General features: G+C 36.8%; 21 protein-coding genes. 20 read left to right on the top strand and 1 reads right to left on the bottom strand.

Annotation, left to right across the window (positions count from 1 at the left end; genetic code table 11):
- Positions 1-46 precede the first annotated feature (46 nt).
- The 18 genes from B5X53_RS03090 to B5X53_RS18835 all read left to right on the top strand — a co-directional run bounded on the left by B5X53_RS03090 (position 47) and on the right by B5X53_RS18835 (position 18926).
- Positions 47-2233: a glutamine synthetase III family protein gene (locus B5X53_RS03090; protein WP_079711781.1), complete on the top strand. Its 2187-nt coding sequence runs from the start codon at positions 47-49 to the stop codon at positions 2231-2233.
- Between the two features lie 962 nt (positions 2234-3195).
- Positions 3196-4317 carry a hypothetical protein gene (locus tag B5X53_RS03095; protein WP_079711782.1) on the top strand — a complete coding sequence of 374 codons (1122 nt, stop codon included), beginning with the start codon at positions 3196-3198 and terminating at the stop codon, positions 4315-4317.
- A gap of 487 nt (positions 4318-4804) precedes the next feature.
- Positions 4805-5914, top strand: coding sequence for a hypothetical protein (locus B5X53_RS03100; protein ID WP_079711783.1), 1110 nt, complete (start codon positions 4805-4807; stop codon positions 5912-5914).
- A 115-nt stretch (positions 5915-6029) separates the two neighbouring features.
- Positions 6030-6173, top strand: coding sequence for a hypothetical protein (locus tag B5X53_RS19005; protein WP_157822091.1), 144 nt, complete (start codon positions 6030-6032; stop codon positions 6171-6173).
- Positions 6174-6455: 282 nt separating this feature from the next.
- Positions 6456-6857, top strand: a complete 402-nt coding sequence (gene csgH, locus B5X53_RS03105; protein WP_101023050.1) for a curli-like amyloid fiber formation chaperone CsgH — start codon at positions 6456-6458, stop codon at positions 6855-6857.
- A gap of 275 nt (positions 6858-7132) precedes the next feature.
- Positions 7133-7447, top strand: coding sequence for a hypothetical protein (locus tag B5X53_RS03110; RefSeq protein WP_079711785.1), 315 nt, complete (start codon positions 7133-7135; stop codon positions 7445-7447).
- 217 nt (positions 7448-7664) lie between these two features.
- Positions 7665-7889 (top strand): hypothetical protein, encoded by a 225-nt coding sequence (locus B5X53_RS03115; protein WP_157822092.1) that lies wholly within the window; start codon positions 7665-7667, stop codon positions 7887-7889.
- Positions 7858-8121 (top strand): hypothetical protein, encoded by a 264-nt coding sequence (locus B5X53_RS03120; RefSeq protein WP_157822093.1) that lies wholly within the window; start codon positions 7858-7860, stop codon positions 8119-8121. Before B5X53_RS03115 ends, B5X53_RS03120 begins: the two co-directional genes overlap by 32 nt.
- Before the next feature lie 430 nt (positions 8122-8551).
- The gene (locus B5X53_RS03125) at positions 8552-9598 is read left to right on the top strand and encodes a hypothetical protein (RefSeq protein ID WP_079711788.1); all 1047 of its coding nucleotides are present in this window, start codon (positions 8552-8554) and stop codon (positions 9596-9598) included.
- 468 nt (positions 9599-10066) lie between these two features.
- Positions 10067-11224 (top strand): hypothetical protein, encoded by a 1158-nt coding sequence (locus B5X53_RS03130; RefSeq protein WP_079711789.1) that lies wholly within the window; start codon positions 10067-10069, stop codon positions 11222-11224.
- Positions 11225-11267: 43 nt separating this feature from the next.
- Positions 11268-12164 (top strand): hypothetical protein, encoded by an 897-nt coding sequence (locus B5X53_RS03135; protein ID WP_079711790.1) that lies wholly within the window; start codon positions 11268-11270, stop codon positions 12162-12164.
- 63 nt (positions 12165-12227) lie between these two features.
- A complete protein-coding gene (locus B5X53_RS03140; protein WP_143533231.1) occupies positions 12228-12719 on the top strand; it encodes a hypothetical protein in 492 nt (163 codons plus the stop codon).
- Between the two features lie 11 nt (positions 12720-12730).
- Positions 12731-13477, top strand: a complete 747-nt coding sequence (locus tag B5X53_RS03145; protein WP_079711792.1) for a CsgE family curli-type amyloid fiber assembly protein — start codon at positions 12731-12733, stop codon at positions 13475-13477.
- Between the two features lie 15 nt (positions 13478-13492).
- On the top strand, positions 13493-13900 hold the full coding sequence (locus B5X53_RS03150; protein ID WP_079711793.1) for a curli production assembly/transport component CsgF: 408 nt from the start codon (positions 13493-13495) through the stop codon (positions 13898-13900).
- 6 nt (positions 13901-13906) lie between these two features.
- Complete coding sequence (locus B5X53_RS03155; protein WP_079711794.1) at positions 13907-15292, top strand: CsgG/HfaB family protein; 1386 nt, start codon at positions 13907-13909, stop codon at positions 15290-15292.
- A 4-nt stretch (positions 15293-15296) separates the two neighbouring features.
- Complete coding sequence (locus tag B5X53_RS03160) at positions 15297-16790, top strand: carboxypeptidase regulatory-like domain-containing protein (protein WP_079711795.1); 1494 nt, start codon at positions 15297-15299, stop codon at positions 16788-16790.
- Between the two features lie 118 nt (positions 16791-16908).
- Positions 16909-18087, top strand: coding sequence for an AIR synthase related protein (locus tag B5X53_RS03165; protein ID WP_079711796.1), 1179 nt, complete (start codon positions 16909-16911; stop codon positions 18085-18087).
- A 506-nt stretch (positions 18088-18593) separates the two neighbouring features.
- The gene (locus B5X53_RS18835; protein WP_143533232.1) at positions 18594-18926 is read left to right on the top strand and encodes a hypothetical protein; all 333 of its coding nucleotides are present in this window, start codon (positions 18594-18596) and stop codon (positions 18924-18926) included.
- 17 nt (positions 18927-18943) lie between these two features.
- Here B5X53_RS18835 and B5X53_RS03175 read toward each other — a convergent pair whose 3' ends face one another.
- Complete coding sequence (locus tag B5X53_RS03175) at positions 18944-19603, bottom strand: ATP-binding cassette domain-containing protein (protein ID WP_079711798.1); 660 nt, start codon at positions 19601-19603, stop codon at positions 18944-18946.
- A gap of 381 nt (positions 19604-19984) precedes the next feature.
- Here B5X53_RS03175 and prfA point away from each other — a divergent pair, with 381 nt between their 5' ends.
- Entirely contained in the window at positions 19985-21061 is a 1077-nt protein-coding gene (gene prfA, locus B5X53_RS03185; RefSeq protein ID WP_079711800.1) for a peptide chain release factor 1, read from the top strand.
- A 127-nt stretch (positions 21062-21188) separates the two neighbouring features.
- Positions 21189-22007: an orotidine-5'-phosphate decarboxylase gene (gene pyrF, locus B5X53_RS03190; RefSeq protein WP_079711801.1), complete on the top strand. Its 819-nt coding sequence runs from the start codon at positions 21189-21191 to the stop codon at positions 22005-22007.

Genomic DNA, 22007 nt, shown 5'->3' on the forward strand with positions numbered 1-22007 from the left:
ACATACATTTGGTAGCTGAAATTTAAAATTTATCAAACATACCAATATGTCAACTTTACGATTTGAAGCTTTAAAAGAAACCTTTAACCGCAAGCCGGTTAAGATTAAAGAGCCGGCCAGAAGGTCTGAGCTTTTTGGAACAAATGTGTTCAACGAAGCCTCCATGAAGCAATACCTTACCAAGGAAGCTTACGAAAATGTTATGGAAGCTATAAAAACCGGTAAGAAAATTGACCGTAGAGTGTCAGACCATATTTCTACCGGGATGAAGGAATGGGCCATTGCAAAAGGAGCAACCCATTACACGCACTGGTTTCAACCATTAACGGGGGCAACTGCAGAAAAACACGATGCTTTTTTTGAAACTCAGGCCGATGGTTCTGCAATAGAAAAATTTGGTGGAGGAGCTTTGGTACAACAAGAACCAGATGCCTCTAGTTTCCCAAGTGGAGGAATTAGAAATACTTTTGAAGCCCGTGGTTATACTGCATGGGACCCTACTTCTCCTGCTTTTCTTTGGGGAACAACACTTTGCATTCCTACGATTTTTGTTTCTTATACAGGTGAAGCTTTAGATTATAAAACGCCACTTTTACGAGCATTACAGGCTGTAGACCAAGCTGCAACTTCAGTAGCTAAGTATTTTGATAAAAATGTTACAAAAGTAACTGCAACCCTAGGTTGGGAGCAGGAATATTTTCTTATTGATTCAGCTTTAGCAGCAACCCGACCAGACCTTTCTTTGGCCGGACGTACTTTGTTGGGACATTCTCCTGCAAAAGGACAACAATTAGACGATCATTATTTTGGTTCAATTCCATCAAGGGTATTGGCCTATATGCGTGACCTGGAAATTGAATGTATGAAACTTGGTATTCCGGTAAAAACGCGTCATAACGAGGTTGCACCAAATCAGTTTGAGCTTGCACCTATTTTTGAAGAAGGTAACCTTGCTGTAGACCATAATTCATTAATTATGGATATTATGAGCAAAATTGCCGAAAAACACCATTTCAAAGTAATTCTGCACGAAAAACCATTCGCAGGAATTAACGGTAGTGGTAAACACAATAACTGGTCTTTGGCAACAGATACTGGTACAAACCTTTTAGCACCGGGTTCTACCCCAATGAAGAACCTTCAATTCTTAACTTTCTTTATCAATATTATTAAAGCGGTTCACGATAACGAAGAGTTGTTGAGAGCGGCCATTGCCAGTGCATCTAACGATCACAGGTTGGGAGCTAACGAAGCACCACCGGCAATTATTTCAGCATTTATTGGTTCTCAGTTAACCGAGGTGCTGGATGAATTAGAAAAAGTAACCGACGGAAAACTTTCTCCGCAAGAGAAAACGGAACTAAAACTTAATGTAGTAGGGAAGATTCCGGAAATTTTACTGGATAATACCGATCGTAACCGTACCTCTTCTTTTGCCTTCACCGGTAATAAATTTGAATTTAGAGCTGTAGGTTCTACCGCGAACTGCGCGAACCCAATGACGGTGATTAATACTATTATGGCCAAGCAACTAAACGACTTTAAAGCTGAAGTTGATGAGTTGATTAAAGGCAAGAAAATGAAGAAGGATGATGCTATTTTTAATGTACTTAGAGAATACATCAAAAAATCCAAAAACATCCGTTTTGAAGGAGATGGTTATGGTGAAGCCTGGGAAAAGGAAGCTAAAAAACGTGGTTTAAGTAATAACAGAACTACTCCGCAAGCTTTAAAAGCTCAGATTTCTGAGAAAACAATCGCTCTTTATGAAGAAATGAAGGTGATGAACAAAGTGGAACTTGAAGCGCGTCACGAAATTGAATTGGAAGATTACGCGATGCGAATCCAGATTGAAGGTAGAATCCTTGGAGATATCGCCAGAAATCATGTAATCCCGACTGCAGTTCGCTACCAGAATATTCTTATTGAGAACGTAGAAGGTCTGAAGCATATTTATAACGAAGACTTCAAGAAACATTCTAACGAGCAACTGGAACTCATTGAAGAGATTTCTGAACACATTGCTAAAATTAACAGCGGAGTTAAAGCTATGATAGAGGCAAGAAAAGTGGCTAATAAGATAGAAGATTCTGAAAAACGAGCCTTTGCTTATTGTGATGATGTGAAGCCTTATTTTGATGAAATAAGATACCATTGTGATAAACTGGAACTTTTGGTAGATGATGAGCTATGGCCATTAACTAAGTACAGGGAGTTGCTTTTTACTAGGTAATCTCAGTAAGCAAATAAATAAATATTAGAAACCACGTGTGTAAAGCACGTGGTTTTCCATTTTTGAGCGCCATTGTATTGCTTGCTTGTTAATTTCCACCTATACCTCGATTCTGATTATATCCTTTGCTTGGTAAATTTAAAGTTTATAAGGTTTAGTTATAAAATTATCATATCCCTGTTTTCTTTTATCTTTTGCTTTGATATCGGAAAAATATAAGGTAAAAAATCAGCAATGCTTCGTAAAATTTCCATTTATATATAAGTGATTTCCTACGAGCATTATTAAATAGTTCCCTTTTTCACAACTTTTTTAGATTTTCTTATTTGTACTAAAACGAGTTGTTGAACGTGCTGGTATTTAGTTGTTTATGACTAATGTATTTCTGATATCCATAGCGTTTTGTTTGTTCACGTGAAGAATATTCCTTTTTAACTTACACCGATAAATTCTACTTTTTATAACTTTTGACTCTTTATATGATAGCTTCCGATTTTCACCATAATTTCAGATTTATACAGATTTATATAAATTTAAAAATCAACTAATTATATTCTAATTAATTAGGTTTATTGTAAAATGAATTCCCAGAATTTGCATACAAAGGAAGTAAGAAAAAACCTACATGTTTTTTAAAAACAGGGCATGTTTATGAAGCTGTGCTTTAATAAATTGGGTATTCCTATTCATCAAATATTGCCGCAATTCATCGAAAAAAATTACTGAAAAGTTAAAATACTTCTACATTAGCACCAGAATTGTCACCCCTGCTGCCCCGGATAATTCACGTGATACGATACCTACAATTACTCCCTACTATTTTAAGCCCCCCCTGAAATGAACTTAGGCTCTGATTTATGTTCATTTGGTTAAAATGTCACGAGACACTATATGCCCTGCCCCAAAATTGAGTTTTAATGAAAATTTTATTTAATCAATTTTATAACCTTTAATTATTTATTATGAAAAAAGTGATTTTTTGCGCGTCAGCGCTAATGTTTGGAGCAATTGGATTTGCTCAAAATAATGAAAGTACAGTCGGACAAACCGGAAATGCTAATGATGCTCAGGTAAACCAGATAGGTAGCAATATGAGTTCGGTAGCACAGGAAACTACTGCAAACGTAGCCGAAGTGAATCAAGTAGGAGAAAATACTTCAACGGTACAACAACGTGGTGATGTAAACGATAACGTTGCTGCTAGTGGAGAGAACAATAGGGCTTACGTTCATCAGTATGGAGAAGAAAATGACTCCGACATTGATCAAAATGGAGATCGCAACTTTGCTTCGGCCTGGCAGTATGGAAGTGACAATGATTCAGACATTATGCAAGGAACTGGTGGTGCAGAGGATAATAAAGCCTTTGTAACTCAAATGGGTGATGGCAATACTTCTAATGTAGAGCAACATAATGATAACAATCAGGCATATGTAAAGCAGGATGGGCAAGATAACTCCGTATGGTTGTATCAAAATGCGCACGGAGGAAGTACAGATGGAAACTTTTCTTTCTTAGTGCAGCATGGTAATGATAACGAAATAGAAACTACCCAAAGGACAGATTCTAGAAATAATGGCTATATAAGCAATCGAGAGTCTGTAGTTCAGGCAGGCAATGATAATTACTCTTTACTAAACCAGTGGGGTGATGGTAATCTATCCAGCCTATACCAGGCCGGTAATGACAATAGTAGTAAAGTTTCTCAGGGAAATCCAACTAGTGAAGGCCCTTATAATGATAATACCTCTTATGTTACCCAAATTGGTGATGATAATGATGCCTTTACCAGACAGTGGGGGAATGATAACTGGAGTGCAACAAAACAATTTGGTGAAAATAATGATTCTAAAGTTCGTCAGGAAGGTGATGACAACTTTAGTTTAGTAAATCAATACGGTAATGACCATGTCTCTGATGTAACCCAAAACGGATCAGCACATATGAGTATGGTTAAGCAGTGGGGTGGTAATGGAAACGCTGCTACTGTTCTTCAAAATGATATGAATCATAATAGTTCTATTATGCAAAATGGATCAGGGAATACTGCTACTGTTACCCAGTCAGGTTTCGTTGCGCAGTAATATAATTTAATTTTTCTATTTTCTTTTATAGATTTTAATATGGTAAAAGGAAGGTGAAAATTAATTGGATATAAGTGAAGGATGCTAAACAGTCCTTCACTTTTTTATTAGGACTATCCCATAAACTGTGTATATAGAAAAATAACAGGGGTCGCGACCCCCTGTTATTTTTTTGTCTAATTTAAATTTTACACAGTATGAAAAAAGAAGAATTATTTAGCGATGAATTTTTGAATAATAAGTCTTTTCCTACAAGTTTATTTTCGAAATTCCATGTTTATATAATCTTATTTCCTTAAAATATCAACATAACGATTTTTCGGGTTTCCTATCGAAAATAATCTATTTGCTGTTATTAATACCTTAAATTCACATAAGGATGAGAACATAAAATCTCTAATTTTTATCCTCAAATATACTTAAAACTGCCTCCTGCCTCAATTTCTTAGTAAGAAGATATCAGTAGTTAATAATAAATTTTTCAATTATGAAAAAAGTGATTTTTTGTTTGGGGACACTATTAATTGGTTCCCTTGGGTTTGCTCAAAACAACAGTTCTGTAAGCCAGGTAGGTAATAACAACGACGCTTCTGTAGTTCACTCGGGTATCCAAAATGTCTCAACGGTTATCCAGGGTATAGATGGGGATGAAGCCTACTCTAACAAAGCGATCATTACACAATCCAGCCATAGGAATGAGTCTACTGTGAAACAATTTGACGGTAGGGAGGGGGAGAATGAAAACAACTTGGCTACTGTGACGCAAACAGGTTATGATCACGTTTCCATGGTGGAGCAATTAGATGATGATAATATTGCAGAGGTTTCTCAAAGAGGGAGAAGAAGTAATAGTGATATATACCAAAATGGGTCTTCCAATTTTTCTTATATAGATCAGGTAGGGAGTCTACATACCTCTGTTATAAATCAATCGGGCGACGCAGGGGAGATTGAACCCAACAATGAGACTTATGTATACCAGAGTGGAAAGGCTAATAATTCTATAGTTTACCAGGATAATACCTTAAATTTTGCAGATGTTTATCAACGTGGTGTAGTTAATGAATCGGAAGTACAACAAGCAACCATTAATCCCACCGGCGGTACTGAAAATCATGCTGAAATTTACCAGTGGGGTGACTTCAATACTACCCGTGTAATTCAGGCGGGGCAATATCCTCAAGGCAGGTTGGGCTTAGGTAGTTATTACAATGAATCTTTCCAGACACAAATTGGGGATTATAATGAAGCCCTTGTAAGGCAGGAAGGAAGTGGTCATTTAGTTGTTCAGGAACAATTTGGTAACGGCAACCGGGTAGATGATTTTCAAAAAGGTGCCTCCCAGGAATCTCAAGTGCTGCAGGACGGGGATTATAATGTAAGTGAGACGCTTCAAAATGGTTGGGATCATTATTCAGACGTAGGCCAACTAGGGTCTGGGAATGATAGTAATGTTTACCAAACCGGTGGCGAAAATCATTCCACAGTAATCCAGGACGGTATGAGTAACGCTAGTATTGTTAGTCAAATGGGAAATAGTAATGCAAATACGGTTAGTCAAACAGGAAATGGAAACTCTTCGATGGTAACACAGTAGTGATTGTTATTTTCAATGCCTTTATCTATTAAAACAAGCATATGAAAACTTCAGTAATGTTGATGTTTTTTTAATCCTAAGTTTTGATGTATGTGCTCAAAAATTAATAAGTCCAGTGGAAGAGCGAACAATTATTGAAAACAGGGAATTTGGAAATGTTATTGCCTTTCAGACCCCACTTTCAATATTTAAGATCCCTGGAAATAAAAAAGAAGTACAGGGCGATACTCAAATTTGTATAGGACAAATAGAGATGTAAATTCTGTAAATGCGGTTAATTATCGGAGAATAGTAATCTGAATTATTTCAATTTGGTACTGAAAATTATATTTAATACATGGGGGATGCCAGAAACCTGGAAGGGCCAGTTATCCAGGAAGGGGGTAATAACAATGCCTTTGATTTTACGGGAACCCCAGTCCGGATATTACCGCTAATGTCATACAGGGTGGTAATAATCTCTATTTTGAAAGATACGGCGCTAATTCCATTTGTCATAGTTTGAGATTTATCCAAACCGGGACAATAAATCTGTAATTATATGAAGTTTTCAATGAAAGATTATTTAAGTATTCCAACAATCTTCTTAATGTTTTTTTGTGTTAGTACTTCTTTTAGTCAGGATCACAAGGAGCAAAATATTGAAGCGAAAATAAAGCTGGATAACAAAGACAGGTTCCTAAATATTTCAGGAGAGGCCATAAATAATACTTCTGAAGATTATCAATTACGTTATAAACTCTCGGTAGTTACCGGTGGTGAGCAGCATAGCAATTCTTCCCAAAACAACCAGTCAGGAAGTTTCTTACTTCCTTCTTCTGACACCAAAATACTCTCCAGAACTTCCATTTCTCAAAACCCAGGCAATCGGGCAGAAATCCATCTTCATATAATGGATAAGGATAAAGTAGTGGCCAGGGATTCAATCACTTTTCAATTCTAATTCATACAGAATAAGCGTTTCCTAAAAACCCTCTGGTTTTTGCCTTTTTGTATGGGATAATACACGTATTCGATCAAAAAAATCAGGATATCGATTTTAAGCGTGATCTGTCGAATACATTGTAAGGCTCCCCTGTATTTTTTATAATTACGACGTGCAAGAAAGGAAAACCCTACTTCTTCCCGTAAGCTGCCCCAAAAATAATTTACAAGTTTTACTAAGCACATTAATGATTGTGTTGGAGTCTTATTTATTAATTTATTAAATTTTTTAGAATGAAAAAAGTTATTCTAGGCGCAGCAGCGCTAATGATTGGAGCAATTAGTTTTGCCCAAAGCAATGGAAGTACAGTTGGACAAAAAGGAGATAATAACGCTGCCCAGGTTGATCAGGTTGGGTATTCTCATATTTCGACAGTGGAAACAAAAGGATTTGAAAACGCGATAGATGTAGATCAATATGGGGGAAATCAAAATAACTCTGATGTTTTGCAGGGTGCCTCTAATGCAGAATATAATTCGGCTGTTGTAGAGCAGGTTGGAGATTATAATGATTCTGATATAGAACAGCATAACGATTATAATTGCTGATGTAAGCCAGGACGGAAATAGAAATACTATTGATCTTTATCAAAACGCTGATGGCGGTAGTACAGATGGGAATTCTTCTACGATTAGCCAGGTGGGAAATAATAACAGAACCGAAACTGATCAGCAAACAGCTGACAGAACTTTGGAGTTATTAGCAATACTGAAGTTGTTACTCAAACTGGAAACGGAAATGGATCTGATTTAAGTCAGTATGGCGATGGAGATTTCTTTAAGCCTAACACAGGTAGGTGATAGAAACTATAGCCAGGTAGTTCAGGGAGTAAAGTTAAATGTAGGTCCTTATAACGACCACACTTCCAATGTTGAGCAAATAGGAGACGATAACAGAAGTTTTATAAAACAGTGGGGTGAAAATAATAGGTCTTCCGTCGTGCAAACCGGTGATGACAATGATTCAAAAACATTTTCAGCAGTTTGGTAACGATAACGTATCCGAGGTTATCCAAACAGGAAATGAAAATATCTCAAGTGTAACACAAGAAGGAAGCCGCCATTGGAGTATGGTGGACCAATTAGGTAATGGAAATAAGGCTACTGTAAATCAATTTGGCAATGACCATTCAAGCACGATCATGCAAAACGGATCAGGAAACACTGCTACAGTAAATCAATGGTTCAGTTTTTCAATCTTAAGTGGGTACTTACTAGCATAAAACGAAGATATTATATTAGTTCAAAAGTAGGCATTGATGATCTTAATGTCTATTTTCTTTTTGGTCTGATACAGAATTGTTGTTATAAAAGCCATCTTTTTTTCAATTCCGTAGGATTTTTGAGCTTAAAAAGAAGCAAAACTTGTTTTACGCTATTATATATAAGTGTTTTCCTACAAAGTTGCAGCCTTTGCAACTGTAAAATTTTGTTTAAATAGATTTACTGAGGAAAAGGCATCTGAATAACGATTTTCCGGGTGTTCTGTCGAAAATTCCTTAAACGTCCTTAAAATTAATATAGTTTAGCAATGTGATAAGGGAAAACCCTACTTCTTCCCAATCGCTGCCCCAAAGTTTTTTTGCAATTAACACGAGCACATTCTAAAAATGTGTGGGAAATCTTTATTTATTAATTTTTTAATTCATTAAAATGAAAAAAGTAATTTTAGGAACAGCAGCTTTATTATGTGGTGCTGTAACATTCGCTCAGAACAACGATAGCGATGTAAATCAAAACGGTACTAATCACGGGGCAGTTGTTAATCAAACGGGAACTTCTAATAGAAACGATGTAGATCAGGATGGTCATGCTAACAATGCTGAGGTAGGCCAGGAAGGGATATCGAATACATCATCAGTAATTCAAACAGATGGTGATCCAGACGAAAACTCAAATCATGAGGCTTATGTAGATCAGTACGGAATAGATAATGACTCTTACGTTCTTCAAGCCGGCGATGATCAGATTGCTCGTATCGATCAAATTGGAAATAATAATGAATCTGATACTTATCAGTATGGTTCGTCTAACCTTACGGAAGTTTGGCAAGATGGAAACGGGAACAATGCTTTGGTTTTCCAGATGGGAGATGCCGGGGCAACTGAACCTAACAACCGTGCCTTCGTAACCCAGTTAGGAAATAATAATACTACTATTCAAAAACAATTCGGAACAGAGAACCTGGCAACATCTATGCAGGAAGCTAAAGGAAGTGATGTATTTCAGCTTCAGATAGGTGCCAATAACGAGGCTGAAGCTACTCAAACCGGGGGTGTTCCAGGTCAAAGTGGAAGAGGGATTCATGCTGTAGTTCAGACGCAGCTTGGGAATGATAACATTGCGGTTTCTAACCAAATGAAGAATAACCAGGAAGCATGGCAAACTCAAACTGGTGATGGTAACGAATCATATGTGACTCAAACAGAACAGCATAACGATTCCTATCAGACTCAAGTTGGTTATGGTAACCAATCTTCAGTAGATCAAAGACATGCTCTTATGCCTATAAATGGAGATAGAAGTAGAAACGTATCTGTAACTTTACAAATAGGAGAGATGAACAACGTAACCCATATGCAAAATGGATTAAGGAATGAAGCTACCACTGAACAATTTGGAGCTTTTCATTCTTCTAACGTAAACCAAACAGGTGCTTATAATACAGCAACGGTAACGCAATCTGGTTTAGGACTGTAATTGAGCAATTTTGTTTCAAATAAATAAGCAGGCATTGCTCGTATCTGTGCCTGCTTATTCTTTTAGAACATAATGTTCGGAAAATCACCTAACCTGGTAAACACCATATTTATAAACTATTTTGCATGGTCGTATATGCCTAAAAGATGGCCGTTGGGATCAAAATCTTGGAAATAGAATGGATAAAAAATATAAGTTTTTTCCTACAAATATTGTGATTTTTCATTCTAAAATTTATAAGACTACAGGTATATTCTGTTAAAAATACCATAATAACGATTTTTCAGGCGTTCCGTCGAAAACTTTACAATGCTCCTTGAAAATTATATAGTTTAGCTAAGCGTTAAGGGATAACCCTACTTCTTCCCAACCGCTGTCCCAACAATTACTTACAACGATTATCCAGCACATTTAAGCTATGTGTGCAAACCATTTATTTTATTTATTAATCTATTAATTCTTTACAAAATGAAAAAAGTAATTTTAGGAACGGCAGCTATTTTATGCGGCGCTGTTACATTCGCTCAAAACAATGACAGCGATGTAGATCAAAACGGAAATGCCAACTCGGCAATTGTTAACCAAGTTGGATCAATCAATCTATCGGAGATCACCCAGGAAGGTGGTGACAGTGATGAAACTGCCAATCACGAGGCGACAGTGAATCAGACTGGTACAGATAACTGGTCTTTTCTTACCCAAATTGATGATGATAACATCGCATTTATAAATCAAACTGGAGATATAAACACTTCCGATGTTTATCAGGAAGGTTCTTCAAACCTTGCTAACGTAGATCAAACTGGTATTTTCAATAACGTATTGACAGTACAAATTGGTGATGCGGGTACTATCGAGCCAAATAATGTTATCGACATTGATCAAATTGGTGGTCTTAATGACGCAAGTGTTTATCAAGAGGGAGCGTTAAATTCCTCGGTTGTGCTTCAGGAAGGTGATCTTAATAGTGCCTTAGTTGAACAAATCGGGTCTGGAAATTCAGGAGATATCCGTCAGTGGGGTGATGGTAATTCTGCTTTTCAATTTCAGGGAAACCCTCTTGTGGATTTAGGAACGGATAATACTGCCATTATTAGACAGGGAGAAGCTCTTAGCGGATGGCAAAGTGCACAAAATAGTGTTGCTCAACAAGAGCAGTACGGCGAGGATAACTATGCTGAGATTACTCAAAGAGGAGATACTCAGAGAGCTATTCAGGCACAACTTGGGGACGATAACGTAGTGACTGCATACCAGGGTAATGATAATAACTTTTCCAGACAATACCAGGAAGGTGATGGGAACGATGCCAATACCCAGCAATATTTCAGTGGGAACATTTCTTTCCAGGAACAAGTTGGTAACGATAACATAGCTCACACTGTTCAAACAGGGCCTGGAGCAGGCTTGAATTTCTCTATATTAACCCAGAGTGGAAATGATAATCTTGCAATGCATACCCAGAATGGTTTCTTCAATGATGCAAGTACTACTCAGGTAGGTGATATGCATATAAGCAATATCAACCAGCTGGGGAGTAATAATCAAACTACTGTAACTCAAAGTTCTCCAGGAGCTATAAGTGTTCCAGCTAGTTATCAACCACAAATGGTTGGAGGACTATAATATCAAATATCAAAAATTTTTAACTATAATTAATTAATATCTTATGAAAAAAGTAATTTTATGTTTAGGTGCACTAACTTTCAGTGCTGCTATGTTTGCTCAGTCAAATGAAAGTGACGTAGATCAGGATGGAGATCTTAACGCTGCAATTGTAACTCAGGTAGGAATGGATAACGAGGCTGTTACCAATCAATCGGGTACAAGCAATTCTTCAGACATAGATCAGGAAGGATTGGCCAATGAGGCAGTAGTCCTTCAGGTAGGAACTTCAAATGATGCAATCGCTACTCAGGCAGGAGAAATAAACGACGCAAGGATAGACCAGGCAGGAGAAGGTCATTCTGCTATTCAGGACCAGTCTGGGGATGATAACAGAGCCAATACTTTCCAAAGAGGTTGGGATAACACTTCAATGCAAGTTCAGGATGGTACGGCCAACCAGGGAGTTGTAGTACAAAACCAGGGAGATAACCTTGCAGTACAATTTCAGTCAGGTTCTGGTAATTTCGGTCAGCTAAACCAAAACCATTTTGGAGCCGGAGGTTCTAATGAAGGTTACCAGGTTCAGGTAGGAGATAATAACGGAGCGTTTATTTACCAGGCTTCTCAGTATGGTAATGGCACCAATAATTCTACAGCTGTACAATTTCAACTTGGTGAAGATAACCATGCAGAAATAGAGCAACAAGGGAATAACCACATGGCTGTACAATTGCAGTATGGAAATGGAAACGAAGCTTACGATCTTCAAAAAGGGGCTAGTGAAGAATCATTAGTATTACAATCTGGTATGGATCATTTCAGTACTGTAGAACAAAACGGTTGGGGACATGACTCAGTGGTTTCACAGTATGGAAACAGCCACGAGAGTGATGTTTTCCAAACTGGAGGTCAAAACTCTTCTGTAGTTACCCAATATAATGGGATGACTGCCAACTAAATTATAAATATTAAAGGCGGTATGGTAAACATGCCGCCTTTTTTTAATATTTTTATAATGAAAATGAAAATAACAATATTAAATATCATATTTTTCTTTTGTACGCTTGGCGTTTTTTCTCAAATTGAGAATATTCCAAGTACTTCTTTGTGGGAAATGCAAATGCTTTCAGAAAATATGAAGCCCGAAAGTGCCAGTGCGGCTAAATCATTAAATGAAAATAATGTTTTTATCAGGCAGGTAGGGGAGGGAAATAATGTTACCGCTAATATTAGTGCTAATAATACTGCTGTTTCTTATACCCAGGAGGGTAACTTTAATCATATAGGTGTAGACGTTAATGTAGAAGATTACCAAAGCACTATTAATCAAAATGGTAATAATAATAACTTTTTTGATCAAATGTATAACTCAGATACCGGTGCTTCCATGGAACTGAATCAAACGGGGGACAACCTACATTTTGAGCGATTTGGATCCAATAGTATAGGCGACAAGCTTCAGTTTAATATGACCGGGGAATCCAGAAGCATTATAGTTAGAAATTTTAATTAACCTAAGAATTAATGAAAATTTTTGTTTTTGTAATGTGCTTATGCATACCCACTATTTTATTCAGTCAAAATTTTAATTCCAGGGTAGAAGCTATTATAAATACCAATGATAACAAAGATGATATCCTTGAAGTTACCGGAATTGCACAGAATAAAACCGATGTTAGTTATGGGTTGCGCTACGAACTTTCAGTCATCACTTCTAATCCAGAATTTTCCAATAATTCTTCGAAAAATTCACAATCTGGGTTTTTCACTCTTGGATCATACGAAACCACGGAGTTATCCACTACCTCGGTTTTTATAGATCCGCAGATGCAAACCATAATTTTATTGCTTATTTATGACGAGGATGATGAATTGGTTGGTACTGCAAGAAAAGTTTATGAAGCATCCTCCGTTTCACGAGCAGCGAAAAATGAAAAACTGTCCTACAAAAAAGAGAATGAGGGCATTCAGCTATACGGTTTAGTAACCGAAACTACTAAAACAAAACCGGGGAAGGATTTTTATGATTTTTTCTATCAGAAATATCAGTTAAGTCAAAATCCCGAAAATAAAATTATAGAAATTGACGAAATGATAAGTTTTGGAAGAACTACCAGGATCATGGTTAAAATTGAAAATCAAATAATCTTCCAGTTCTTTTCCCGTCCAAAATTAGACTACCTGGAAGAAATGGCAGAAAATGCCCTGCAGAGGGTAAACCGTTACTTTCAGGACCTACGAAAACAGAAACAACAAATAATGCAATATTAACCCAAACTATTATAAATGAAACTAACCTTTACACTTTTATGTATTTTCGGATGTTTTTATGCATCCAGCGCACAGGACCTGGTGTATCAACCAACAAATCCTGCTTTTGGCGGCAATCCTTACAATTACCAATGGTTGTTAAGTTCAGCCGAAGCTCAAAATAGCTTTGAGGATCCCGATGCTTCTTTAGGAAGGCAGCAAGAATCGGAATTGGAAAGGTTTACTTCCAGTTTAAATTCACAATTATTAGGACAGGTTACAAGGAGATTGTTTACCGACCAATTTGGTCAGGGTGCACTGGAAGAAGGAACGTATTCTTTTGGAAGCCTGGCAGTAGATATTTATCCATCAAACGAAGGTTTGGTTATAAATATTCTCGATACAGAAACCGGCGAGCAAACCCAGGTAGTAATTCCTAATTAATAAAATATGCGTTTTTATAATTTTACAATTATTGTTGCAATTGCATCAATACTAACTTCTTGCGGTTCTTATTTAAGTCAGCCAGTTGATTTTGAAGCACCGCGCACAGGAGAAATATCAGAGACAACAAAGCGTTTAAGAAGTTTACCAGAGCCAGAAGAAAAAGTTGTTGTAGGTGTTTACAATTTTAGGGATTTAACGGGGCAGTATAAGCCTTCTGAGGTTGGAAGTACTTTTAGTACAGCAGTAACCCAGGGCGCGACTTCAATTTTAGTTAAGGCCCTGGAAGATTCCGGATGGTTTACAGCAATTGAAAGGGAGAATATCGGTAACCTTTTAAACGAGCGAAATATAATAAGATCTACACGCCAGGAATATCAAGGCGGTAATAGTAGCGAACCACAGCTACCACCGTTGTTATATGCGGGAATATTATTAGAAGGTGGTATTGTTTCTTATGACACCAATATTATGACGGGTGGTTTAGGTGCCAGATATCTTGGTGTTGGTGCTTCCACTCAGTACAGGCAGGATAGGGTTACCATTTATTTAAGAGCCATTTCTACGTCTAGTGGAAAGATCCTAAAAAATGTTTATATCTCTAAAACTATTCTTTCTCAGGCTCTGGATGCAAGTTTATTTAAATATGTAAGTTTTCAGCGATTATTAGAGGCCGAAACAGGTTTTACCCGGAATGAACCGGTACAAATTGCTGTAAAAGAAGCTATCGAAAAAGCCGTTGAAGGCCTGGTCGTCGAAGGTATTGAGGATAAAATCTGGACTCCAAAAGGAGGAGACACTATTGCCAGTCAGTTAGTTAATGATTATAGTTTAGATAAAGAGGAAGAAGAACTAACAGGATTGTATAATAGAAAATATATTGAAAGGAAATATAATAGTGCATTGGGAGTAAGCTTAGGGGCATCCCTTTTAAGTGCAGATTTTTCTAAAAATTATCTCGCTCCTCAACTTACCATTGATTATAAGAACCATATTTACCGCGGGTTAGCTCTTCAATTAAGTGGAAGTGTGTTTGAGCTCAATGGGGGAGCGGCCTTTACAGAAACTTTTGGAAGCCTGGGTGCAGGGCTGAACTACACCGTTTTGCCTAACGACAAGTTAACTCCTTTTGTACAGGCCGGTGCAGGCGTTCTAAGCAGGCTGTCAGAAATCGAAATTTCAGACGCGAAAAGCAATTTCTTTAAATTACAATACGGTCTTGGAATGGAATATCTAATAACGGATAATCTGGGCTTAAAAGGTTTTGCCACCCACAATATAACACTTAGCGACGAGTTGGATTACACTATAAATGGAACCCGCGATGATCATTACTTCAATTTCGGGATAGGTGTAAATTTCTATTTAGGAAAATCTAATAACAATAATTAAAATTATGAAAAGCATAAAATTTATATACACGCTTTTTTTAGCGATCCTGGTTTCAAGTTGTAGCGAAGAAACGATAGATAACGTTCAGGTGGGTACCATAACTGGAACCGTTGTTACTGAAGGGAATTTTGAACCAGTGCAAAATGCCAGAATTTCTACAAACCCGGCTACTTCTACTGTTTTTACTGATGAGAATGGAGAATTCATACTAAAGAATATTCCCGCCCAGGAATATTCTGTTCAAGCAAGAAAAGATAGTTTATTAACCCAATTTCAGGGCGTTGAAATTACTGCAGACGGAGAAGTAAATGTTGTTTTTGAAATGAAACCTGAAACGGCAGATAACCTGGCACCAAAAGCGCCTGAATTAGTTTCTCCTGAAAATAATACCGAAGGACTTTCCAGGGATGTTACTTTTACCTGGACTTCAGAAGATGTTGACGGGGATGACTTAAATTATCAATTAGAAATTAGGAACGATCGCAATAATGATGTTCAAACCTATTCCAATATTTCTGATACAACTTATACCGTAGACAACCTGAATTATGGTTATAAGTACTTTTGGCAGGTACGCGTAAGTGATAGTATAAATGAAGATGTTCTTAGTGAAGTGAATACTTTTAGTACCCTGGAATTTCCAAAGAGCAGGATTGCTTATGTCAAAAAGATAAATGGGAATAATGTAATTTTTTCACGTGATCTTAACGAAAATGAATATCAGTTGACTTCAGCCAATCACAATAGTTTTAGACCAAGAAAAAATCACAGAACGGATAAAATTGCTTTTCTAAGAACCATTGGAAGCCAAACACATCTTTTTACAATGAATTTAGATGGATCTGGAGAGCGTCAAATTACCAGCAACATTCCTGTTAATGGTTTTAAACTGGACAAGGTAGATTTCTCGTGGGCTAATGATGGCGCCAGTCTTGTGTATCCAAATTTCGATAAACTTTATAGAGTTAATGCTACCGGAGATGGAACTACACAAATTTATAGTGAACCCGATGGTAAATTTATAACTGAAGTTGATGTAAGTAATGATAATTCCAGAATGGCGCTTTCAGTAAACGATGCTGATGGATATAATGCATCTATTTATCTAATAAATAACGAAGGGCAGAGGACAAATACAATTATTTCAAATATTCAAGGAGCACTTGGAGGTATAAACCTATCGGTTGATAATAATAAAGTTTTATATGCCAGAGATGTTTCAGGTTTTGAAAGTGAAGATTACCGGCAACTTAACTCGCAATTATTTGTCTATAATATAAACACTCAGGAGACCATGAATGTTAGCGACAATAAACCAGATGGAACAAATGATCTGGATCCCAGGTTTTCCCCGAATGAAGCTGAGGTTATTTTTGTAAATACTTCTAACGATGGAATTTCCCAGAATAATATTTATTCTACCGAAATTAATCCTGGTACCACTGAAGAAAATAGGGCCTTATTGTATGAGGATGCCTCTATGCCCGATTGGGAATAAAAAATTATATTTTGTAAAGGAAAGCGGTAGCGGATTTTTTGCTATCGCTTTTTTTATTTTTATAATACTTCAGTGACTAATCTAATCTGTTTATCTTTGGGGCTTCAACAACACAATTATGAGTCAGGAAGTTAGTAAAAGATATGCTCAGCGCGGCGTTTCAGCAGGAAAGGAAGATGTTCACAATGCGATTAAAAATGTAGATAAAGGTTTATTTCCAAAAGCATTTTGCAAAATTGTGCCCGATTATCTTACCGGTGATGCAAATCATTGCTTAATTATGCACGCCGATGGTGCAGGCACCAAATCTTCCCTGGCTTATATGTATTGGAAAGAAACAGGAGATCTTTCGGTTTGGAAAGGCATTGCCCAAGATGCACTTATTATGAATATAGATGACTTGCTTTGTGTGGGCGCTGTAGATAACATCATGCTTTCTTCAACCATTGGCCGGAATAAAAATAAAATTCCGGGTGATGTAATTTCAGCAATAATCAATGGTACTGAAGAACTGATTGCCGAATTAAAAGAATTTGGAGTAGAAATTCATTCTACCGGCGGTGAAACTGCAGATGTTGGCGATTTGGTCCGTACGATTATTGTAGATTCTACTGTAACCGCCAGAATGGAAAAAGCAAAAGTTATTGATAATGCCAATATTAAACCCGGAAATGTGATTGTTGGTTTGTCTTCCTCCGGCCAAGCTTCTTACGAAAAAGAATACAACGGCGGAATGGGCAGTAATGGACTTACTTCTGCGCGCCACGATGTGTTTTCTAATGATTTAGCTGAAAAATATCCCGAAAGTTTTGATAATGATATTCCTGAAGAGTTGATCTATTCAGGAACAAAATCTTTAACTGATTCGGTTGAAAATTCACCTTTAGATGCAGGAAAATTAGTGCTTTCTCCAACCCGAACTTATGCACCAATTATTAAGGAAATCCTTTCTAAATTCAGCAATAATGAGATTAATGGAATGGTGCATTGCAGTGGCGGGGCACAAACAAAGATTCTTCATTTCATAGATAATCTGCATATTATTAAAGACAATATGTTTGAGGCACCACCCCTTTTTAAGCTAATTCAGCAGGAAAGCAAAACCGACTGGAAAGAAATGTACCAGGTTTTTAATATGGGACACCGCATGGAGCTTTATGTAAACCCTGAAATTGCTGAAGAGATAATCGCTATTTCCAAATCCTTTAATGTAGAGGCTCAAATTATTGGTAAGGTAGAAGGTTCAGAAGAAAAGAAACTAACGATTAAGAGTGAATTTGGGGAGTTTTCCTATTAAAAATTTCTTTTTTGCTTATTTTCAAAAACTTATATCAGTGTTTAAAAAAAGTATAGATTGCGCAGAACTATAAGCTAAATTTTTAAGGTCTCCCTAATTTCCTTTAAAAATGTACTCTATTGGCGAATAAGTTAAATATATATAACTCCAAATTTGTATTTGCCTCAACTGTTTTTTGGGTGATACTCAATCTACTTAGTTTGTATTTTTTCACCGAAGAAGCCAGTAGGTGGTTAAGGTTGGCAGCTTCTACCTATTTCGTTATATGGAGTTTGTCTTTTCAAGCGCTTAATTCCCGAATACAATATGTACTGCTAGCTTTTTGGATGTGCGATATATCGGTACTCTTTTATGAAAACCAATTTTTTAATTTTTTGACATTCATTACCAGGTCGCTTACCTTTTTCCTATTAATCTCGATTGTCTATCCCAAGATACATGGGGTAAAATTTAGGTTATCAGAATTGTTGGTAGGAATTGCTATTATAGCTATAAACATTTATTTATTGTGGGAACTTTTTTACATGGTGCCGGAAGCTCATTTGTATGATTATTTTGTCCCGGCCTATTTAGGATTTACTATTCTAACCATGGTGTTGGTTGGAGTTGCAATTACTTGTAATAACAGGTATAGCAGCAAGGCAAGCTTATACCTTTTACTGGCTACACTTTTTATGGCGCTTTCTGACATTAATTTTTTTATTGCGTTTTATTTAGATATATCCATATTTTATTACCCCGATAGATTTCTGCATATTTTTAGCTTAGGATTAATACTTCTTTTCTGGATCAATCCATTAGAAACTTCTATGCATAATCTTGGAAATCGTGAAATTTAATTCTGTTTTTTGAAAATCTAAATTGTACCGGCTCTTAAATATTGATAATCTTCAAGTGCTTTTTCTTCTTTTATAAGCTGTGTGCTGCCGTTTTTTAAAAGATAAATCTCATCGCTGGATTCCAAAATATGCCGGTACATATGGTCGGTAATAATTATGGCTTTTTCTTTCTTTAATTTTTGAAGTAATTTCTTAATTTTCTCGACATACAAGGGCGATAGATGCGAAAATGGTTCATCTAAAAGTATAAGCTTGGCATTGCTGTTTAGGCAGATATAAATTTCAATAAGCCGTCGTTGCCCGCCTGACAGCTCTCGCATTCTATTGTTTTTCCCAGCCTTAAATTCAGGGAAATCATATAGAAACTCCTTCAGATTTATTTTGAAAAGTTGAAACGCACTTTTTAGATTCATCTTGGGCGGGATAAAGTTTTGTTGCGGCAAATAGGTTACGATTCCGTATTTAAAAAGTGGCTTCAGGTAAGGCTTCTTATTAATTCTAATCAATTTGTGCCTAGGTTGTAAGCTTCCGAAGAAAATATTGAGTAAACTGCTTTTTCCGCAGCCATTTGCACCAAGTATTCCGGTAATTTTTCCTGTTTCGGTCTTCAGGTAAACACCGTTTAGAATTTGCTTTTCGGCAAAATAGAGTTCAATATTATCAATTTCAAAAATCATAATAAAACAGAATAAATTCCGGTGGAAAGTAGGATGAAAAGAAAGTCAATCATAAAACTATAAACAAAGAGTTTAGCACTGCTAAGAGAAAGGTTTTGATAAAAATAAAGGTGATCTTTATAAGAGGTTTTGTATAAATAAAACCCTAAACAGGCTAGGAAAAGTTTGAATACAACGATTAAGACTACCGGATTTCCGAAAAGCAGGAATAAGAAATTCAATAAAACCGAAGGCAGAATAAATTGCCTATAAAAATAAAATATGGCCCTGGTTTTGCTTATCATGAATCTCGCTAGATCGTTTCAATTTACAATTCTTTTTTCAATCCTGTAATTCAATCAATTTATCGTAAATTTGCTTTTCTAAAATCAGTGTGATTATATGATTGAGAAGCTTAATATAGTAAAGCAGCGTTTTGATGAGGTGAATGATCTAATTATTCAGCCCGATGTGATTTCAGATCAAAAACGATATATAGAATTAAATAAAGAGTATAAAGATCTTAAGGCTTTAATGGATGTGCGCGAAAAATATTTGGAGCTCACAAACAATATCGAAGAAGCAAAGGAAATTATTTCCGACGGAAGCGACGCAGAAATGACCGAAATGGCCAAGATGCAGTTGGAAGAAGCCGAAAAAGAAGTGCCAAAGCTGGAAGAAAAGATCAGGATGATGTTGGTGCCTAAAGATCCAGACGACGCTAAAAACGTAGTGATGGAAATTAGAGCGGGTACCGGTGGGGACGAGGCCAGTATTTTTGCGGGCGATCTTTATAGAATGTATACCAAATATGTTGAAAGCAAAGGCTGGAAACACAATATTGTAGATTATAGTGAAGGTACCAGCGGCGGATTTAAAGAGATGATTTTTGAAATTACCGGTGAAGATGTCTACGGAACAATGAAGTTTGAAGCCGGTGTGCATCGTGTACAACGTGTACCGCAAACCGAAACCCAGGGCCGGGTGCATACTTCTGCAGCTACGGTAATGGTACTTCCTGAAGCTGAAGAATTTGATGTAGAAATAGACCCAAAAGAAGTAAGAATAGATTATTTCTGTTCTTCCGGTCCAGGTGGGCAATCGGTTAACACTACCTATTCTGCGGTACGTTTAACCCACGAACCGACCGGATTGGTAGCCCAGTGTCAGGATCAAAAATCGCAGCATAAAAACAAGGAAAAAGCTTTTAGGGTTTTACGTTCGCGTTTGTACGAGATGGAACTGGCTAAAAAGCAAGAAGCCGATGCTGCTAAGAGAAACTCTATGGTTTCCAGCGGTGACCGTAGTGCCAAAATTAGAACCTATAATTATTCCCAGGGAAGGGTTACAGATCACCGTATAAATCTTACACTTTATGATCTTTCAAATATTATAAATGGGGATATTCAAAAAATTCTAGACGAGCTTAGACTTGTAGAAAATACCGAAAAGCTTAAAGAGAATTCAGATATATTTTAGAAATAGTCACCTCCCTGCATGCGGAGGTCTATTTTGAAATTATCCCGAAGCTTTATTTTAAGAATTACTTTCCGCGAAAGCGGAATTTTCTTTTTATTTTGAATCATATAAATTATAAATCTAAACTATGTCCACTAAAGAATTAACCGAACAAATTTTAAAGAAAAAGTCTTTTTTATCTGTAGGACTGGATGTGGATATAGACAGAATTCCCACTTATTTATTATCAGAAGACGATCCTATTTTTGAATTTAACAAAGCGATTATAGACGCTACCCACAAATTCTGCGTGGCCTATAAACCTAATATCGCTTTTTACGAAGCTAACGGTGTGGAAGGCTGGCAGGCTTTAGAAAAAACAATAAATTACCTTCACCACGAGTATCCTGAAATTTATACCATTGCAGATGCAAAACGGGGTGACATTGGGAATACGTCAAGAATGTACGCCAAAACCTTCCTTAAAGATCTTGGATTTGATTCGGTAACTGTGGCGCCTTATATGGGTAAGGATTCGGTAGAGCCTTTTCTTGAATTTGATAACCGGCAGGCAATTTTATTAGCGCTAACATCTAATGAAGGTGCTTTCGATTTTCAGACTCAGCAAATTGACGGCGAAGAACTTTATAAAAAGGTCCTCAAAACATCGAAAACCTGGAAGAATTCTGAGAATTTGATGTATGTAGTTGGGGCTACTAAAGCCGAATTTTTAAAGGAAATTAGAGAAATAATTCCCGAAAACTTCCTGTTAGTTCCGGGTGTTGGTGCCCAGGGCGGAAAACTGGAAGATGTTTGTAAATACGGAATGACCAAAAATGTTGGGCTTTTAGTGAATTCTTCCCGAAAGATTATTTACGCTTCAGAATCTTCAAATTTTGCAGAAATAGCGGGTGCCAAAGCTGAAGTTCTTCAGCAACAAATGGCCGATGAGTTGAAACAACTTTAA

This window comes from Salegentibacter salinarum (assembly GCF_900168115.1).
Lineage (GTDB): Bacteria > Bacteroidota > Bacteroidia > Flavobacteriales > Flavobacteriaceae > Salegentibacter > Salegentibacter salinarum.

Bases quoted from the DNA above. Each gene is read 5' to 3' on its own strand.
- B5X53_RS03090 (WP_079711781.1), top strand. From the start codon at position 47: ATGTCAACTTTACGATTTGAAGCTTTAAAAGAAACCTTTAACCGCAAG.
- B5X53_RS03095 (WP_079711782.1), top strand. From the start codon at position 3,196: ATGAAAAAAGTGATTTTTTGCGCGTCAGCGCTAATGTTTGGAGCAATT.
- B5X53_RS03100 (WP_079711783.1), top strand. From the start codon at position 4,805: ATGAAAAAAGTGATTTTTTGTTTGGGGACACTATTAATTGGTTCCCTT.
- csgH (WP_101023050.1), top strand. From the start codon at position 6,456: ATGAAGTTTTCAATGAAAGATTATTTAAGTATTCCAACAATCTTCTTA.
- B5X53_RS03110 (WP_079711785.1), top strand. From the start codon at position 7,133: ATGAAAAAAGTTATTCTAGGCGCAGCAGCGCTAATGATTGGAGCAATT.
- B5X53_RS03115 (WP_157822092.1), top strand. From the start codon at position 7,665: ATGGAGATTTCTTTAAGCCTAACACAGGTAGGTGATAGAAACTATAGC.
- B5X53_RS03120 (WP_157822093.1), top strand. From the start codon at position 7,858: ATGATTCAAAAACATTTTCAGCAGTTTGGTAACGATAACGTATCCGAG.
- B5X53_RS03125 (WP_079711788.1), top strand. From the start codon at position 8,552: ATGAAAAAAGTAATTTTAGGAACAGCAGCTTTATTATGTGGTGCTGTA.
- B5X53_RS03130 (WP_079711789.1), top strand. From the start codon at position 10,067: ATGAAAAAAGTAATTTTAGGAACGGCAGCTATTTTATGCGGCGCTGTT.
- B5X53_RS03135 (WP_079711790.1), top strand. From the start codon at position 11,268: ATGAAAAAAGTAATTTTATGTTTAGGTGCACTAACTTTCAGTGCTGCT.
- B5X53_RS03140 (WP_143533231.1), top strand. From the start codon at position 12,228: ATGAAAATAACAATATTAAATATCATATTTTTCTTTTGTACGCTTGGC.
- B5X53_RS03145 (WP_079711792.1), top strand. From the start codon at position 12,731: ATGAAAATTTTTGTTTTTGTAATGTGCTTATGCATACCCACTATTTTA.
- B5X53_RS03150 (WP_079711793.1), top strand. From the start codon at position 13,493: ATGAAACTAACCTTTACACTTTTATGTATTTTCGGATGTTTTTATGCA.
- B5X53_RS03155 (WP_079711794.1), top strand. From the start codon at position 13,907: ATGCGTTTTTATAATTTTACAATTATTGTTGCAATTGCATCAATACTA.
- B5X53_RS03160 (WP_079711795.1), top strand. From the start codon at position 15,297: ATGAAAAGCATAAAATTTATATACACGCTTTTTTTAGCGATCCTGGTT.
- B5X53_RS03165 (WP_079711796.1), top strand. From the start codon at position 16,909: ATGAGTCAGGAAGTTAGTAAAAGATATGCTCAGCGCGGCGTTTCAGCA.
- B5X53_RS03175 (WP_079711798.1), bottom strand. From the start codon at position 19,603: ATGATTTTTGAAATTGATAATATTGAACTCTATTTTGCCGAAAAGCAA.
- prfA (WP_079711800.1), top strand. From the start codon at position 19,985: ATGATTGAGAAGCTTAATATAGTAAAGCAGCGTTTTGATGAGGTGAAT.
- pyrF (WP_079711801.1), top strand. From the start codon at position 21,189: ATGTCCACTAAAGAATTAACCGAACAAATTTTAAAGAAAAAGTCTTTT.